Source organism: Providencia sp. Je.9.19 (assembly GCF_051129765.1).
GTDB lineage: Bacteria > Pseudomonadota > Gammaproteobacteria > Enterobacterales > Enterobacteriaceae > Providencia.
Genome location: NZ_JBCPSS010000001.1, coordinates 1,718,064 through 1,735,736, shown reverse-complemented (window position 1 = coordinate 1,735,736; position 17,673 = coordinate 1,718,064). Strand labels below are relative to the sequence as shown.

Annotated in this window: 12 protein-coding genes; 8 read left to right on the top strand and 4 right to left on the bottom strand. The window is 40.2% G+C overall.

Annotated elements, in window-relative coordinates:
* The first annotated feature begins 32 nt into the window (after nucleotides 1-32).
* From AAZR93_RS07920 to AAZR93_RS07885, 8 genes are all read left to right on the top strand, one after another.
* Nucleotides 33-3,470, top strand: a complete 3,438-nt coding sequence (locus AAZR93_RS07920) for a tape measure protein (RefSeq protein ID WP_434719451.1) — start codon at nucleotides 33-35, stop codon at nucleotides 3,468-3,470.
* An 8-nt stretch (nucleotides 3,471-3,478) separates the two neighbouring features.
* On the top strand, nucleotides 3,479-3,964 hold the full coding sequence (locus AAZR93_RS07915) for a hypothetical protein (RefSeq protein WP_434719450.1): 486 nt from the start codon (nucleotides 3,479-3,481) through the stop codon (nucleotides 3,962-3,964).
* Nucleotides 3,961-4,428: a DUF1833 family protein gene (locus AAZR93_RS07910; RefSeq protein ID WP_434719449.1), complete on the top strand. Its 468-nt coding sequence runs from the start codon at nucleotides 3,961-3,963 to the stop codon at nucleotides 4,426-4,428. Before AAZR93_RS07915 ends, AAZR93_RS07910 begins: the two co-directional genes overlap by 4 nt.
* Nucleotides 4,428-4,820 (top strand): NlpC/P60 family protein, encoded by a 393-nt coding sequence (locus tag AAZR93_RS07905; RefSeq protein WP_434719448.1) that lies wholly within the window; start codon nucleotides 4,428-4,430, stop codon nucleotides 4,818-4,820. Before AAZR93_RS07910 ends, AAZR93_RS07905 begins: the two co-directional genes overlap by 1 nt.
* Entirely contained in the window at nucleotides 4,807-7,284 is a 2,478-nt protein-coding gene (locus tag AAZR93_RS07900; RefSeq protein ID WP_434719447.1) for a host specificity factor TipJ family phage tail protein, read from the top strand. Before AAZR93_RS07905 ends, AAZR93_RS07900 begins: the two co-directional genes overlap by 14 nt.
* Before the next feature lie 61 nt (nucleotides 7,285-7,345).
* Nucleotides 7,346-8,815 (top strand): hypothetical protein, encoded by a 1,470-nt coding sequence (locus AAZR93_RS07895; protein WP_434719446.1) that lies wholly within the window; start codon nucleotides 7,346-7,348, stop codon nucleotides 8,813-8,815.
* An 819-nt stretch (nucleotides 8,816-9,634) separates the two neighbouring features.
* Nucleotides 9,635-11,518 (top strand): bifunctional glutathionylspermidine amidase/synthase, encoded by a 1,884-nt coding sequence (gene gss, locus AAZR93_RS07890; protein WP_434719445.1) that lies wholly within the window; start codon nucleotides 9,635-9,637, stop codon nucleotides 11,516-11,518.
* A 340-nt stretch (nucleotides 11,519-11,858) separates the two neighbouring features.
* Nucleotides 11,859-12,836 (top strand): LysR substrate-binding domain-containing protein, encoded by a 978-nt coding sequence (locus AAZR93_RS07885; protein ID WP_434719444.1) that lies wholly within the window; start codon nucleotides 11,859-11,861, stop codon nucleotides 12,834-12,836.
* Nucleotides 12,837-12,953: 117 nt separating this feature from the next.
* Here the strand turns inward: AAZR93_RS07885 and AAZR93_RS07880 are convergent, their stop codons facing one another.
* The 4 genes from AAZR93_RS07880 to AAZR93_RS07865 all read right to left on the bottom strand — a co-directional run bounded on the left by AAZR93_RS07880 (nucleotide 12,954) and on the right by AAZR93_RS07865 (nucleotide 17,406).
* On the bottom strand, nucleotides 12,954-14,132 hold the full coding sequence (locus AAZR93_RS07880) for a M20 metallopeptidase family protein (protein WP_434719443.1): 1,179 nt from the start codon (nucleotides 14,130-14,132) through the stop codon (nucleotides 12,954-12,956).
* 653 nt (nucleotides 14,133-14,785) lie between these two features.
* The gene (locus AAZR93_RS07875) at nucleotides 14,786-16,111 is read right to left on the bottom strand and encodes an amidohydrolase (RefSeq protein ID WP_434719442.1); all 1,326 of its coding nucleotides are present in this window, start codon (nucleotides 16,109-16,111) and stop codon (nucleotides 14,786-14,788) included.
* An 18-nt stretch (nucleotides 16,112-16,129) separates the two neighbouring features.
* Nucleotides 16,130-16,606 (bottom strand): hypothetical protein, encoded by a 477-nt coding sequence (locus AAZR93_RS07870; RefSeq protein WP_294102882.1) that lies wholly within the window; start codon nucleotides 16,604-16,606, stop codon nucleotides 16,130-16,132.
* A 2-nt stretch (nucleotides 16,607-16,608) separates the two neighbouring features.
* Nucleotides 16,609-17,406, bottom strand: a complete 798-nt coding sequence (locus AAZR93_RS07865) for a DUF3100 domain-containing protein (RefSeq protein WP_434719441.1) — start codon at nucleotides 17,404-17,406, stop codon at nucleotides 16,609-16,611.
* Between the last annotated feature and the right edge of the window lie 267 nt (nucleotides 17,407-17,673).

Genomic DNA, 17,673 nt, shown 5'->3' with positions numbered 1-17,673 from the left:
TTTGATGGGGCTTTCTTTTTTAAGAGGTTATTATGACTGTAAATGCAGGTTCGATTGAGTTCATTATTAAAGCCGATACTGATGCGTTGCTTATATCTAACAAGCAAGTAGAAAGGAGTTTAAGTGATCTTGATGCTGGTTTTGATAAAACAGCGAAATCAGTAGGTAAAACAGAAAAAGCTATGTTTTCTCTTTCAAAGGCTGCTGCTGCGGTATCATCCGCCTTATCTATTGGGGTTATTGTTGGTGCTGTTGATGAATGGGGGCAGGTAGCCGCTCGAATAAAAATGGCCTTAAAGTCAGTAGAGGGTGATGTTGAAAAATATGGTGATATTCAAGAAAGATTTTTAGAGATAAGTAATCGTAATGGTAAAGCAATAGAAACAACACAACTACTATATGTGGAAGCGGCTACCTCAATGAAGGAGTTGGGCTATAACACAGAACAAACAATAGATTATATAGAGTCGCTTTCATCATCTCTTACAGCTAATGCCACTAACGCAAATCAAACTCAATCAATGTTAAATGCCTTAAGTAAATCAATGGTGTCAGGACGGGTTGCTGGTGAGAATTGGAATTCAATAATGAATGCTACTCCTACCTTGATTAGTGATATTGCTAAGCAACTGTCCATAATGAGAGGTGGAGTAAAAGTTACAGAGCAAGAAGTTAAAAAGATGGCTGCTGATGGAAAAATTTCTTTCCAGCTATTTGCCGATTCAGTTATCAAAGCTCGAGATGCCAATAATGCCATGGCAGATAGTATGGATAACACAGTTGCTGATGGGTTTACTAAGTTAATAAATTCAGCTAAATCATATTATGGCGAAATGAACCAAAGCTTAGGAATTACCAAATCAGTATCAGCTGGGTTCGCAGTTCTAACGGAGAACTTTGACAAAGTATCAAGCGCTATAACTGCGCTGGTAGCCATAGGGGCGGCTCGCTATTTTGGAAACTTATCTAATAGTATAATTAAATTTGGAGCGGACTCTGCAAAAGCAGCGATCGATAGTCGGAAATTAGCAACAGAGAAGCTAAATGCTGCTAAAGCATCTTTAGAGTTAATTAGAAATGAGAAAACATTTGCGCTCACTACCCAGCAGTCTCTTAATACGCAGCTAGCAACCGCAAAGACCGAGATGCAAAGAGCAGCAATTAGAAAGCAATTATCAGTTAATTCGGCAGAATTAATAGCATTAACTAAAGCTGAAGTTGTTGTTACAAATCAGCTAGCAATCGCTCAAAATAATCTTAATTTTGCTTCTAGAGCGGCGGCAGTGGCAATGAATTTACTTAAAGGTGGTCTGGCGCTTTTAGGAGGCCCTGCTGGTGTAGCGATGTTAGCAGCTGGCGCGGTTTTTTACTTCTATCAAAAAAGTCAGGAGGCCAAGCAAGAAGCATTGGCATTTGCCGACTCAATAGAAGAATTAAAAAACAAAATGAAAGAACTATCCGAGGTAGCATTAGATGGTGAAATAGCTAAGGCTAGCAGGTCGATAGAGGCTCAAAAAGACGCAATCTCCGATCTAGAAAGCGAAATTGAAATACTTAAAAATGGTTACAAAGCTGCTTCTAGCCAATTTGATTTATTTGGTAATAAATCAAAGGCATTAGCAGAAGCGAGCGATACGCTCAAAATAAAAACAGCGGAATTAGAAGAGAAAAAGGCAAAATTAGCTAAGACAATTGAGTTTACTGCCGAAGCTACAGTAGAACTGACAAACAGAAATAAAGATCTCTATGATGCCATGAATAATGCATCTGGAGCCGCTGGTAAAATGGGCGGCATTATTGGCGTATTACAGCAAAAAATAAAGGCCGCTGCGGATGAAAAGGAGCGCCTAAACAATGCAATGAGAGATAATCCCAGAACGGATGACGGGGAAAAGGCAATACTTAACCTGAAAGAACAAAATGAGTTGTTGGGGATTCAGGACAAAAGAAAAAGAGCCATCAGAAAAGCTGAGATGGAAGCATCAAAGCTAACTAGTAATGATGGACAGGCAAAAGATATAGTCGCACTGGCCACGGCTAATTATGACCTAGCCGAGTCAGATAGAGAACGGAGCAAAGAGTCTAAAGCATCATCCAAAACTACTGATACAGCAACAGAAGCAATTAAGCGTCAAGTAGCGGAAATCGAACGCTTGAATAAAAGCTACGAAGATGGATCTAAGAAGTTAGCGCAATATGATGCTGGTAAGGCATTAGGTTATAAGGCAAGTCCTGAGCAAATAGCACAAGCAGAGCGTTTAGCTGGTGAGTTGTACGATATTCAGCAACGATTAGCAGACAAGCGAGCCGCGCTAGAAGCTAATGTGATCGCCAAAGCTGAAAAGTTGAAAACGGATGAATTAGCTCAGATAGAAAGACAACTGAAAGCGGGTGATATTTCCTTTGAAGAGTCACAGCGCCGTAGGTTGGGAATCGCGTCTGAATACGCCACTAAAATTGCAGAGGCCACAGCCAATAACATCATCACGCCAGTAGCAGAGAACCGCGCTAAGTTCGACCCTGTACAAGCATTACAGAACGAAAATACCCGCAAACTCGCCTTGATGAGAGAGTATTACAATCAAGAGCAGCAGCTTCTAGCAGACTCCTACGCTAAACAGCAAATGTCGCATGAGCAATTTACAGCAGCGAAACAAGCTACTGACATGCAATACAGAGCGCTTATCACAGCGATGGATAATCAGTACCAACAACAGCAAACAGCCGCGCAATGGGAGCTAATGAGGAATCAATCATTAAGCTACGAAATGCTGGCGTCTGCGGTTGATTCGTTCGCGGGTAATGCTTCCAATGTAATGACAGGGTTGATGACGGGTACTATGTCGGCGGCTGATGCCATGCGCTCATTGGGTAATACGATTCTAAACAGTGTCGTTAACTCCATCGTGCAGGTCGGCGTTGAAATGCTGAAAAACTTTATCATCAGTAAAACGATGGGAGTAGCAGCACAGGCAGCGAACGCAGCGGCAGCAGTTGCAGGGGGTGCAGCGGCATTGGCAGCATGGACACCTGCGGCAATAGCAGCATCAATCGCAACAGGCGGGGCAGCAGCGGCAAGCGGTTTGGCTTCTTTCCAAACATCCATGTTATCCGGTCAAGCAATGTCATTACTCGGCGGTCGTCGCTACGGTGGTAACGTATCAGGCGGCAATCCATACCGTATTAATGAATCGGGTGAATCTGAAATATTCCAGACTTACGACGGGAAACAGGCTTTCATTCCGAATAAGTCAGGGAAGGTTATTCCCGCGGATAAGGCGAATGGAAGTAAAGGTATTAATGTGAGCGTTATTTTTAATGACTACTCATCAGGAAATCATCAATTTGAAGCTCAAGCAACGCAAAACGGCGATACGTTAACGGTTCAGGCATTCTTAACTGATATGCACGAGAAGGGACCTATGCATCGTTCAATAACTCAAAATACTACCGCAAACACAAGGCTATAGAGGTAACGATGGACGAAATTATTGATTACCCTCGCGGTATGCCATTGCCGATTAGGGCAGACAAAAACATGACCATCGACACGGGATTTAGGACTGACCAGCCACAGATTGGCGCTCCTATTTTCCAGCCTCTGACGGATGATTTAAAAACCGTTTGGAGTGTGCGGTGGGTATTGAGGCGAGAGCAGGAAAGACGATTCGCTCAATGGCTGCGAAGCCCTAACTATCTTGATAACGGTAAGCGCTGGTTTCGTATGGAAATTGATTTGGGTGGGAGTGGACTACAGGAACAAATAGTTCACTTCGTTCAAATGCCAGTGCAGACCTCAATTGTTGCTGGCGTGGTGACGTGGACGGGAAGCATTATTTGCCGAAAACTGAACAATACAGATGATGAGTTCGGAGACCTGATTGTCGAGTTATTACCTGAGGAATGGGGCTTGCTCGATATCGTCGTCACCGAGCGATTGCCACGGTGCAAGGGGGGAGAATGAAGTTAAGAGAGTACAGAGCGCAACGACCGATGCGAACATTCTACGAAACTATCCAGTTCTATCACCCATCATTCGGAAACATTCATTTAGTCAGCTTGCAGATAGAGCCTAAAGTCTTGGGCGGTGTTGAATATCAGCCGTGTAACTTTGAGATTGCAGAAAGCCAGCAAAGCAAAACGCCGATTATCGACGCTTCGATTAAGTTCAGCCGAGTAGCTCAGGATTTTAAGCAGCAACTTAAGCTCTGGCGTTCTTATGTGAGAATGACACCGATAGTAGCAACGTTCAGGTTATTTGATTCAGCTGATAAAGATAACCCGATAAGTGAATGGTCGCTGTACGTGAAGGACTGCTCACTTGATGCCGAGTCGGTCACTGTCACGCTGTCGATGAATAACCCACTGAATAAAAATGTTGGCAGAATATACACGATGGAAGAATTCACAGGCTTGGAGACGGTTTAATGACGAAATTAGAGTTTATTAATCGGATGATAGGCAAGCCGTGGAAGAATCGCGCGTGTACGTTTGATGCGTGCGATTGCTGGGGCTTGGTGGTCTTGTATTTTAGGTACGTACTAGGTACGGAAATACATCATGATGCAGGCTACGAATCGGACCATGATTTTGTAACTTGCTATGAGAATGAAGCCGAATTCTGGCAACCTACCGAGCATCCAACTGATGACGGGATATTCATTGGCTATCGTGGCTCTCAACCAGCCCATATCGGATTAATTATCGACGGCAATGCGTTTCATAGTCGAGGTGAGAATGGCGCTGTACGCATGGATAGGCTTATTGTGCTTGAGAAGAAATTCACGAAATTGGAGTTTATGAAATATGCCGATAGTTGAAATTCAGCGAGTGGCTGGAACACCTAAAGAAAGAGTCGATTTAACAGTCGGCTCTTTTTTTTATAGCGATTTTCTAGTGCATCGAGAGGATTTATCAAGGGATGTGCTGGTGACAGTAAATGGCGTCGAGCTTGGCCTAGATGATGAGTTAGATTTCGAGATAACACCGGTTCACTTTATTCAAGTGTTCGACCAACCCAAAGGTGTCATCGGCGACATCCTGAATCCCGTGTTTAACTTGGTCACAAAAGTATTCTCGTTTCTTGCGCCAAAAACACCGTCATTCTCTGCGGCTGATTCCAACGTCAAAGACAGCCCAAATAACCGACTGACCGCACAAACGAATATCGCGAGAGCGTATCAAGCAAGGCCTAGAATTTGCGGTCAAGTGAGAGCGTTCCCTGACCTTATTCAGCAGTCAATGTTTGAGTACAGCGGAAACCTTAAAACTGTTACCGAGTTTATGTGCTTGGGTGTCGGGCGATTTAAAACAGAGAGCGTCCGGTTCGCTGAGTCAGATTTTACCGCGATGGCAGGTGCTAGCTATAAAATCTATCAGCCCAATGAAGTGATTCCGCTGATTAATGAGGGATTTGAATTCCCTGATATCGACGGGCAAGAATTGCCTGGTCCTAATGAAAGTAAAGATATCCCACAGCAAACCGCAACAGCGAATGAAGTGGTTTCAGGTGAGATAAAAGGCGGTGAGGCGGCAATTAAAATCGTCAAGCAAGATGAGTTTGAATACTTCTTTGAGTTGACTAAGCCGCGCTCGATATCAATGACGGTGAATGTGAGCTACGACACACCGCAAGGTAACGTAACTAAAGATGTGAAAATTGACGCTCAATTAGTGGATGTGAAAGAGAGCGATGACGGTTCGTTAATTTCGCCTGTTGAATATTACGAGTTCTTCTTTACTAACCTATCCGGCACTGAATTAGCGCAACTACCACCGAATGCCGTTGTGAACACGACGAAATTTGTTTTGTACGATAACCAATTTCTAACAGTAGGACCATTCTTTGCGCCAGTCGATGGAGACCAATTGTGGGTGCATACGCAAGGGCAACTTGGTGGCGGTAACTACTGTAATGCACGAGTCGAAATATGGAAAGTTGATGTCGACAATATTGAGATAGCTGGTACTCGACAGCAGTTCACTACCGGACTGAGAGAGACCAACGGCTCGAGAGTTTATTACAAGACAGATAAGGTTGATTTGTTAGCAGGTCGTGGCCGTTATGCAATTCAACTAACCCGACTCGAAAACAGCAATGACCAAAGCATTATGAAGTTAGAAAATGCGCACATGGTCAGAGTGAGAAAAGATGTTGTTTTTGAGAGTGACACAATTATTAGCGTGTCTGTAAGGGCGACTGAAGCGCCAACGGGAGCAAGAGAGCGTAAGTACAACGTACTATCTACTTCAATGCTTATATCGTATGACCGAGCATCAAAGCAAGTCGATTACACACTCAGGCCATCCCGTAGTTTTGCAGATAACGTATTGCATACTTGGCTTGTTGATGCCGGAGAAAGCGAAAGAAATATTGATATTGATGGGTTGTATCGGATTTACGATAACTTACCAGATGAGCGGCTTGGTTATTTCGATTACACCTTTGACGATGAAGATATTTCTCTAGGGCAACGTATCGAAACTATCTGTAATGCCGCAAGGGTAACAGCTTATTTTGATAATGCAGTGCTCACATTCTCGCGTGAGCAGTCTAGTGAATTTTCGATGACCACTTTCAACCGTTCGAACATTACTGGTAATGACATGAAAATATCCTATGACATGTCGATGCCGAGTGGATATGACGGAATTGAGCTTGAGTATGTAGAACCTGTTCGCAATAAGAAAGACTATATCCGCTTTGTCGTTGATGAAAACGGAATCAATGAAGGGTTATCACGCACACCGAATAAGATAGTTCTACAGGGTTGTCGTAATCGCTATCAAGCAATGGACAGGGCGCTTTTAGAGGCTAATAGACTCATTTACCAGCGTACAAATATTAGCCTTACAACGCTTGCTGACGGTGGGAATGTGTACCCATCCGACATGGTGCTTATCGCCGATACCTACGATTCAAATCAGCAGGCTGGGTATTTAACTGAGCGAAACGGCGAGGTATTCACAACCAGTGAGAAAATCAAATTTGATGATGAAATGTGGGTATATCTCACTGATTCAATGGGCTACACAACGCAGAAGTTTAAAGCGGAGCCTAGGTTAGATAGTGAGTTCGGCTTTATCGCAAGCGTGCCAGAAGATATCGAACTCAATTTCTACGATGGGTACCAGAAGCAATCACCTTCTAGATATGTGATAGCAACATCAATTGAACTCGAAAACATCAAATGGGTGATAACCGATAAACGCCCACTCGGTGGTGAGCGCTACACAATAACTGCAACCGAATATTTCGACGCAAAATCAGACTACAACGCATAACAGCAATCATTAACCAACAAGCCAGCCATTAGAGCTGGCTTTTTTATTGGAAAAAATAAGCATGAGAGAAGTTAAACCAACACAAAAGCCAGTTCCAAGTAGTGACATCAAAGACCTATTTTTTAACTCAGGGAAAATCGACGAGTGGGTTAACTCGTTACAGCATGAATATACAGATAGATTCGGAAAATGCCATAAAACCGCGGCTGGTATGGAGTGGGTATTTAACCAACTTGTTGAGATGTTTAAAGTTGATGCACTTAATGCGATTTTAGCTGTTGGTTATGCTCCAGCAGGAACATTCCAAGAAGGCGCTGAAGTAAAAGAACGAAACGAAACTGTGTTATGGAAATTGCCAGATGGGGATGGGGATTATTATCGCTGGGATGGTAATTTAGAAAAGAATGTACCTATGGGGTCATCTCCACATTCAGCGGGGGGTATTGGGAAAGGTGCATGGATTAACGTTGGCGATATAACCTTACGCCCATTAATAGACAAAAAACAAGGGGCATTTTCAGTATCTGCTCTTGAGTCTGGTTGTGTAAATGATAGATTGACTGATAACACACCGCTCATTCAGCAATTAATTGATACCTATTCAGGGCGGCACATTTACCTCACTATTGAACCGAACATTTTGTGGCATGCAGATAAAATAACGATGCGAAATGGTGTTAATGTGCTGGATTATTCAGGATGGGACTACGCATACAATCAATGGAATGAACATATCAAGTTCCACATGAATCATATTGCTGATGACAATCAGCATAATGGCAATGGATTACACATCCTCGCTAAGCGCCACCCTCATATTATGATTGATAATATTGGCGGCAAGAATGACCCAGCTGGCGAGAATTATCGGTCTAGCGTTATTTTTAGAGTTTTTGGAAAATTAAAGGCACGACTTGGCATTGGTGCCTCCGATACAGATACTAACTTTATCATCACTGGCGAAGATTTGAGTGCTAGGTATGCATTTAAGAACACTGAACCGGGGGATTTTGAGCAATCGTGGAATGCTCAGCCCGTGAATGATGTTGATTATTTCTATGGCTCAAAGGCTGACCAAGCACAGATTCACAGAAAAGTTGCCCGTACAGGTTTTGGTGTTTCAGAACAGTATTACTCTGGCAGTTTAAATCAGCTAGTCAGAATCAATTACAACACTGACGGTAGTATTCAATACAGTCAGCTTGGAGCTGTGACGCTAAACATATCAAGTTCGGGAGCGGTGTATGGTCAAAAGAAACGGATATTAAAAGAAACGTCTTATAATCTTGCGGCGTCCGAGTCTGGAACTATTTGTGCAAACGTCTCATCGGGAAGCTCATCTACATACATATTACCCGTTGGCGTTTCTGGAATCTATTACACGCTGGTAAATACATCAGGAACTAACTTGAGTGTAAATACTCGTGCAGGGGAAAGTTTTATTGATGGAAGCACAAGCAAAACGATAAATGCAAGAGGGAGCAATATAACGTGCCTATGTATTGGTACGGGTAGCTGGGTGATGTATTAAGTTTTAACATGGAGCGAAAAACACTGTGACGAGCTGTGCCGAAATTGTGACACAAAAATGAGAGGGGTGATGGGACGTGGTTGGGACGTTCAAGTTTAAGTGTGATTGAACGACTTTAAACAACTTTGAATTACTTTATCTTCTTTGTAGCTTGTGAACACTGAAAGAGACTGTAATTAACTGATTATAAAGTATTAATTCTACGCTCTTCTAAGCCGTAGGCCGCAGGTTCGAATCCTGCAGGGCGCACCATTCAAAATCAATCACTTATCTAATCTTCAAAAAAATCCATAAGTTAGTATTATTATTTCATTCCTAACCCACTCTTCATAAGCATTTTCTGTGCAACTTGAAAACATATCGTCTTTTGTTTTTCCTCTCTTAGAAAATTCATTTTTTATGATATAAGCCAATGATTAAAATAGCATTTAAGACTACTACCCATATTACTTTTGATAATACGGCTAACAGCTTTATTATTTTTTTAGTTATTGATAACTTTAATAGTCTAGATAACTGCAATCACATAAATTTAGCTGATTTTTTCATTGGTTCCTTTAAGTTTGCAGTTAATCTTATTTTTATTTTTGGGTGGGTAATATCTATTTTATAAGGTCGGTACTTGAGTGCTAATGAACTGAAAATATTGTACTATTTCTTATAGTGTTAATTTTTGTTCTTATATTATGACTTATTGCCGTTTTAATTTAATTAACTATTCATGGATGTGAAATATCAAAAATATAGTTTTTTTATATTTTGTGAGCGTAAACTAAAAGGATAGTAAGCCTATAGTTATAATTAAGATGGAGCTAAGACATGAATTTAATGATGAATGAACACGAGCATTTTGGATCATTACTTGGATATGCTCCAGGGGGCGTACCAATATACTCATCAGATTATGATTCGCTATCTAAACTTGATAATAAGGAAGATATTTCTTTTCGAAGTTATATAGGCAATGAATACATGGGGTATAAATGGCAATGTGTTGAGTTTGCGCGTCGTTTTTTATATCTCAATTATGGTGTTGTTTTTACTGATGTAGGAATGGCATATGAAATATTTTCTTTACGCTTTTTGCGACGTGTAGTTGATGATGAACTTTTACCACTGAAAGCGTTTGTTAACGGTAGCCAAGTTAAACCTGTTGTAGGCGGATTATTGATTTGGGCGGAGGGTGGGGAATTTCATAAAACAGGGCATATAGCCGTTATAACTCAAGTTTATGATGATAGAATTCGCATTGCAGAGCAAAATGTTATTCATCATAAATTACCTATTGGGCAACAATGGACCCGAGAGTTACCTTTAGAAAATGATAAGGGTAGGTATACAGTTGTAGATACTTTTTCAGATACGAATATTTTGGGTTGGATGATACAAACCGATAATGAAGAATATGCTTATACTGAGCCTTGCATTAATCCTGAACTGTTAAAACTTCATTTTGCTCAAATAGATAATAGAATAGATTTTGGTCAAAAATGGTTGGATGAGTCCGATCCTATAGAAAGTAAATATATTCAAGCAAGGCATGGAAGTATACTTAACGGTGCTCTTCATGAATATTTTACAATTTCGAATACCGCTGAAAGCAAACTGATACAAGCCACGAATGAAGTCCATCTTATGTATTTGCATGCAACAGAGAAAGTACTAAAGAGTGATGATTTGCTTCAATTGTTTAATATTCCAAAGATACTTTGGCCGCGTATACGTCTATCTTGGAAGAATAGACGCCATGATATGATTACTGGCCGATTAGATTTTTGTATGGATGAGCGAGGATTGAAGGTTTATGAATATAATGCGGATTCAGCTTCCTGCCATACTGAAGCTGGCCTAATAATTGATAAATGGGCAAAAGTCGCTGAGCTCAATGAAGGTTGGAATCCAAGTGCTTATTTAACTGAATTACTTTCTAGTACATGGAAACATTCTTCTGCTAAGCCCTTTATTCACATTATGCAGGATGTTGATAGCGAAGAAGATTATCATTCTCAATATATGGCATATGCCATTACTGAAGCAGGTTTTGATTATAAAATTATTCATGGTTTGGATGAGTTAACTTGGAATGAGATAGGCCAAGTTGTTGATGGTGATGGTCGAGTATTGCAATGTGTATGGAAAACATGGGCATGGGAAACGGCTTTAGAGCAAATTCGACAAGAATATGAGGATGAGCACGAATATTCAATGTTGAAAATCCGTACTGGGCATTTAGAGCATAATGACGTTAGATTAGTTGATGTGCTATTAAAACCAGAAATTTGTGTTTTTGAGCCTTTATGGACAGTTATTCCAAGTAATAAAGCGATTTTACCTATTCTTTGGTCATTATTTCCTCATCACCCTTATCTTTTAGAAACAAGTGTTGAAATTAGTGATGAACTACGTTCGAGTGGTTATGCAATAAAACCAATAGCTGGTCGTTGTGGGGATAATATAGATTTGGTTGGTGAAAGTGACAAAGTTTTAGATAAGACATCTGGGAATTTTGATAATCAAGAAAATATTTACCAACAATTATGGTGCTTGCCTAATGTGGCTGGTCGTTATATTCAGGTTTGCACATTTACTGTTGGTGGTCATTATGGTGGAGCATGTTTACGGTCTGACCCATCATTAGTAATCAAAAAAGATAGTAATATGGAACCATTGTGGATATTGGATGATAATGATTTTTTAAAATAGCAATAATATTAGAAATAAAAACAGAACTATGAGTAATATTAATAAATATTAACTATTTCATTTTTTTAGGCCATCAGAGCTTACTGGTGGCTTTTTCATCTTTAGGTTGTAGTCAATTGAGTTGGATTTGTAAGATTCACTATTAAATTTTTATTTGCATTTATTCTTGGTTATTAGTTTATTTATCTACATTTAACTAACCCAAAAGTTTCTCTAAAGCGACCATATCCTCATGTTTATTTCTTCATCATTCACCTTGTGTTACTCTTCACAATACAGAGTATGTTGTATTAACTTACATTCTGCTTATTAATAATTTTATAACAGGATAAAATAAGCAATGAACATTAGTCAGCTTAAAAGTTTTGTTGAGGTGGTCAGGAGTGATTTTAATATTACAAATGCCGCTGAAAAATTGTATACCTCTCAGCCAACAGTAAGTAAACAGCTTAAAATCCTAGAAGATGAACTAAACGTTTCTTTATTCAATAGAAAAAACAATAACTTATTATCACTTAGTCCGATTGGTGAACAGGTTCATCATGTTGCATGTGATATTCTTGCGCAGTTTGATAAAATCAAAAGTCTGGTTTCACATGATGACACCACCATAAAACAAAATCTTCATATCGCGACTACACATACGCAAATCCGTTATAAATTACCTAAAGTCATTGAGCGCTTTAATGCTCGCTACCCAAATGTTTCATTACATTTTCACCAAGGGGCTCCTGCTCAGTTGGCTGAAATGATTAATAATGGTGATGTGGATTTTGCGATCGCAACGGAATCGTTGCATCTCTATGATGATTTACTGACAATGCCTTGTTATCAGTGGTCTCGTAGTGCACTTGTTCCTCATGATCATCCGCTGGCACAGCATGAGCAGTTAACTATTGAAGAATTGGCGAATTATCCCTTGATTACTTATGTATTTGGCTTTACGGGACGCTCGAAGCTGGATCAAGTATTTTATCAAAATAATCTGACCCCAAATGTGGTATTAACTGCAGTTGATACAGAAATCATTAAGTTTTATGTGAAACGGGGACTTGGTGTCGGTATTATTTCATCGGTTGCGTTTGATTCGCAAGAAGATAGTGATACGCTTCGCTGCATTAATATCAGTAATTTGGTCAAGCCAAGTTATACGCATATTTGCATCAATCGGCATATGCATCTGAAAGATTACATGCTTGATTTTATTTCTTGTTATGCCCCTCATCTTGATTTGAATTATATTCACCAGCCAGCTCAGTGGTTACCTGCAGATCAAAAATCGCGTGATCGGCTTTATTCTGCATTGCCTGAACTTTGATAGCGTCTTGTTGTAGTAACTAAATAATATTCAATAGAAAATATTACATAAACAATATTGTAAAAAAGCCCAGTAAGAATTGATTACTGGGCTTTGGTTTTGCTGTGTGTTTTATTTTTAACGTGTGGCGATGTTAATAAAAATTTGAGCACCAATTAATAGGCAGTCATCATCGACAAAATAGGGATTAGCGTGCAAATAGTTATTAATTCCTTTTGCTTTATTACCACTACCTAAAAAGTACATTGCACCTAATTTATCTTTAGTGGCATTAATCATATAGCTAAAGTCTTCACTTCCTGTCATTGGCTTACAGTTTGGCTCGATATTTTCAGTTGGTAAGAATGAAGCCGCTGCATTATAAATTACCTTTACTGCTTGTGGGTGGTTAATAACTGCGGGATAGCCGGAGGCTTCAAGTGTTGTTTTGAATCCGCCAGCTTCGCTACGAGCGACTATTTCGTTAAAACTTTCTTTTAAAATTTTATTCGTTTCTTCATCCATTGAGCGAATGGTTCCACGAGCTTGAACGTGGTCGGCCAATGCATTTGGGATGGTTCCGCCATTGATCATACCGCAGCCGAATACCGCAGGGCTAAATGGGTCCGTTTTTTTAGCGACGATATAATCCATGTAATCAATAATGCGGGTCGTTTCACGGATAGCATCTAGCCCTTTATGTGGCGTGGAGCCATGGGCAGAAACACCGTGAACATCTAGTGTCCAGGCCGAGCCGTAAGAGGACATTACACCCGAATTAAAGCGAATGTATCCCGTATCAACGGCAGCATCATTGTGTAATCCATAGACTTCACTAACACCATCCATGCAGCCCATTTCGACCATTTTGTCCGCGCCCGGTATTCGCATATCTTCTTCTGCCATTTGGAAGATAAAGCGGACGTTATGAGTGAGTTCAGTGGCATTTTGGCTGAGGTAGTTTGCCGCCGTTAGCGCTATAGTCATGTGGGTATCGTGACCACAATTGTGAGCACAACCTTCGTGTATTGAGCTGTGCTCATTGCCGGTGAGATCTGGCATTTCAAGGCCGTCTATATCGGTACGGTAAGCAATTAGCGGTTTTGCAGGGTCAACAACTAAGTCTGCGGTAAAACCGGTGTATCCTTCAAACTGGCGAATGGTATAACCAAAACTATTCATCAGTTCACGGCAATATTCTGAGGTTTTATACTCTTGACCGGAGGGCTCAGGGATTTTATGTAAATCCTGACGTGTTTTTTTACTGAACGCTTCAAGCGCAAAAAGCTTGTCACTGATGTTATATTTATTTGTCATTACATTATACCTTGTGTACGGAAACCGGTTTGCATGTTGATAAAAATATCCCTGATATAAGCGTGAGTATTAGCAAAGATAATGAATAGTTTTTGCGTAAACTCAATTTGCGCGCATTTTATTCTTACTAAAATATTTTGGCTTCCGAAAACTAGAGGTTTCGGTAAGCGATAATTATATATTCTTATCTATAGGTAATAAATTATAGATAACATTGTAACTTTAAATTCAAAAAAGTGAGCGTGATGAAGATCTTGTTTGTATCATATCAGTATTGCATGGTGCATGAATAATTGTGATGTTCTATTGAAAATAAATTAAGAAAACAGTTATGGGTTTAAATTTTAATTATTTCAAATGGTTGCATTTTATTTTGTTTCTTTTTATATCCTAGATTAATAATTTCATTATAGCTCTCATTAATATAGCTAAATAATATTGACTTTATTAAATGCTATTTTGAAATAATTTTTAGATATATTGCATACCACTTTTTTAGATTATCTAATGAATTTTTTACTTTAATCTTGATTAAAGTAAAATTAATTCTAACTATGATCATCTATTTATTACAAATTAAAATAGTGACCGAAGCGATTGATTAATCAATACGCCACCATTTAAGGTGACGTATTCGGTGATATGCGTTGTACTCAATTCTTAAATGAGCTGATAAAAGAGAGATATTCCTCTTTGCTCATGAGTGGGGTGTAGTCAGCAAGAAGCTCTTCTGCACCCGAAGCATCATCAAACAGTAGATCAATAATAGACATTGCCATCATTTGAGCTGGGCGGATGTAGGCCATATCATCATCAAAGACCACATAATCTTTACCGTGTAAACCGCCACGAATTGCGCCAATCCATGGGTGGCTAACAGGCATGATATGAGAAAGGTCTCCAGTATCTGTGCTGCCAGTCATGTGTTTTGCAATCCAGACGTTTTCGTCACCAATCAGATTATTTGCATTTTGCTGTAACAGGTCATTCAGAATGGCATTGTTATACAGTGGCAGATAGCCTGGTAAATCCTTGACTTCCACCTCAGCTCCGACAGACATTGCCCCAGCTACTAACGCACGCGTAATACGCTCGTTGGCATCTATCATTGCAGGGACATTTGAGGCGCGGACATAACTTTCCATACGCACATCGCTGGGAACGACATTAACGAGGTCGCCGCCCTGAGTAATGATAGGATGAAAACGAATGTAATCTTTTTCCTGAAAGGTTTCACGAATAGCATTCACACCCATGATACCCATCATTGCGGCATTTAAAGCATTCACACCGATATGGGGCGCAGCGGCTGCGTGTGCTGGTTTACCTTTATAGTTGATTAGCTTGCCGATAAAGCCATTAGTCGTGGTAGACATTTCGATAAAGCCGTTATCACGTTCCGGTTTGACACTGGTTAAGTGAATTTGCATTGCCATATCGATATCATCAAACTCCCCCAGAGAAATCAGCTCCGGCTTACCGCCGATGTAAGTGATTTTTCCTTGTTCGATGAGCTTGCTACGATAAGCCAGTTCTACATATTCTTCAGCAGGCACGGCGAAAGGGACGACATCACCTGCCAGATATTCCATTGCACCAGAATTCACCAGCCCAATAGTCACTGCCATCATATTTGCAATTTGAGCATTATGACCACAGCAATGCGCAGCACCCGTTAGGTCATCTGCATCTGGGTGCTCAGCACAGAGAATGGCATCCAATTCACCGATCACGGCAATACTACGTTTACTGCCTTTGCCACCTTTAAGGCGCGCTTTGACACCTGTGAGTGCGAGTTGATTACGGTAACTAACACCTAAGGAATCAAATGCAGCTTCAACTTTTTTTGCTGTTTTCGTTTCTTTATAACCGAGTTCTGGCTCTGCCCAAATATCTTCTGCAAGTTTTTTAATGTCGACTTTATGGCTTGCAATTACTTCACAGACTTTGGCTTTCAGTTGGTCTTTAGTCATTTTCATGTTAAATGTTCCCCGTAATTAGATAACGCCACTCCATGAGAGTGTTATTTGACCAATAAGTGCGGCGAATATAAATGTCCCAGAGAACACAGCTAGTGATACCGGAATAATTCTCCAAGAGATGGCTTTGAACTTTTCAATATCTTTACCTAGAGAAAGACCTGCAAATGCTAGTACTGTCGTACTGATCACGGCAATAGAGACTTTACCTGTCATCGCAATCATTTCTTTATCATACGGAAATAGTGGTGAACATAGTCCAGCGGCAATCAGGGAAACCCAAAAAATAACCGGCAATTTACCTAACGGCGGAATTAGCGCAATGAGATAGGCCACAAAGGACATCGCACTTAACAACGCCATTGCGAGTAATGTATCGCTGAAAACTTGTCCGAATGTACCGCGACCATAGAGTGATCCACCGATAGCATCACCCAGAGCTGTGAATATAGCGACTAAAACTAGGATTACGGCAATTTCTGTCATCTTTTTCATTATTAACTTTCCTTATTGGTATTCGTAGCAGCCATTGCATTTTTTCTTTTAAATTTGTTGTATAGGAAAGAAGCAAATGGTAAGGAAAAGAATATGTAGACGTACAGACCTAATACCGAGGACATCAGGTTAGCTGAAGAGGAAAATGCCTGAATTTCTGAAGCTTGATTAGGATAAAGTTCGAGTAGTGGTGCTACTGCTGCGGCTAACATTGATCCACTTCCGACACCGGCACCCATTGCCAAAGCGAGTGGGCTGAGGATATCAAGACCGGCAATTACACTAGCCAAGATTCCCATCCAGACAGCACCAAATAATGTACCGCAGATATACATTGCCATCACACCTCGGCCTTCTGGCGAATCTAATCCATACTTAGCTTCAATAATGGCGATATTCGGTTCACGGCCAACAGAGTATGTGGCTCCGACAGCCTCGCGGCCCATGCCAAGCATAATTGCAAGTGGCAGACCCATAATAATGGTACCGATAAAGTGACCGACTTCTTGCAAAATTAATGCGCCGCCAGCTTGAATGATTTTTTCCCAAGAAGCCCCAACAGAAGTACTTAATTTAGCGATCAAGATAACCAATGCAACACTCATTATTGAGGTTGCATGTGCCATATTTTTTTCGTTGAGGATTTTAAATTTTGGAAAGCTAATAATACCACCCATCAGCATGGAATAAAGCATCGGGAAAAACATAACTAAACCGAGTTTAATTTGCCCTATAGCTTCTGCAAGGAGAATGATAAATAAGCCAACCAAAAGCAACTTACTATCTTTTAATATACCCATAGTGTTACCTTTTATTATAGAAATTGTTATTAGGAATTATTCGTATTTATTTATATAAAATGTATCCTGTCCGCATTCATACTATCTATGAAACCGTTTTCCTGACAATATTCCGAAAATTCCTCAAGCATGCCTAAAAGGAATGGCTAAAACCAATTAATGAGTGTTTATTGATTAATATTAATATAATTGCTTGGTTTTAATTAATTCATATAAAATATTTACCTTGTTTTTCATGTGGATACTGGTGTGGTAATATTGTGGTGA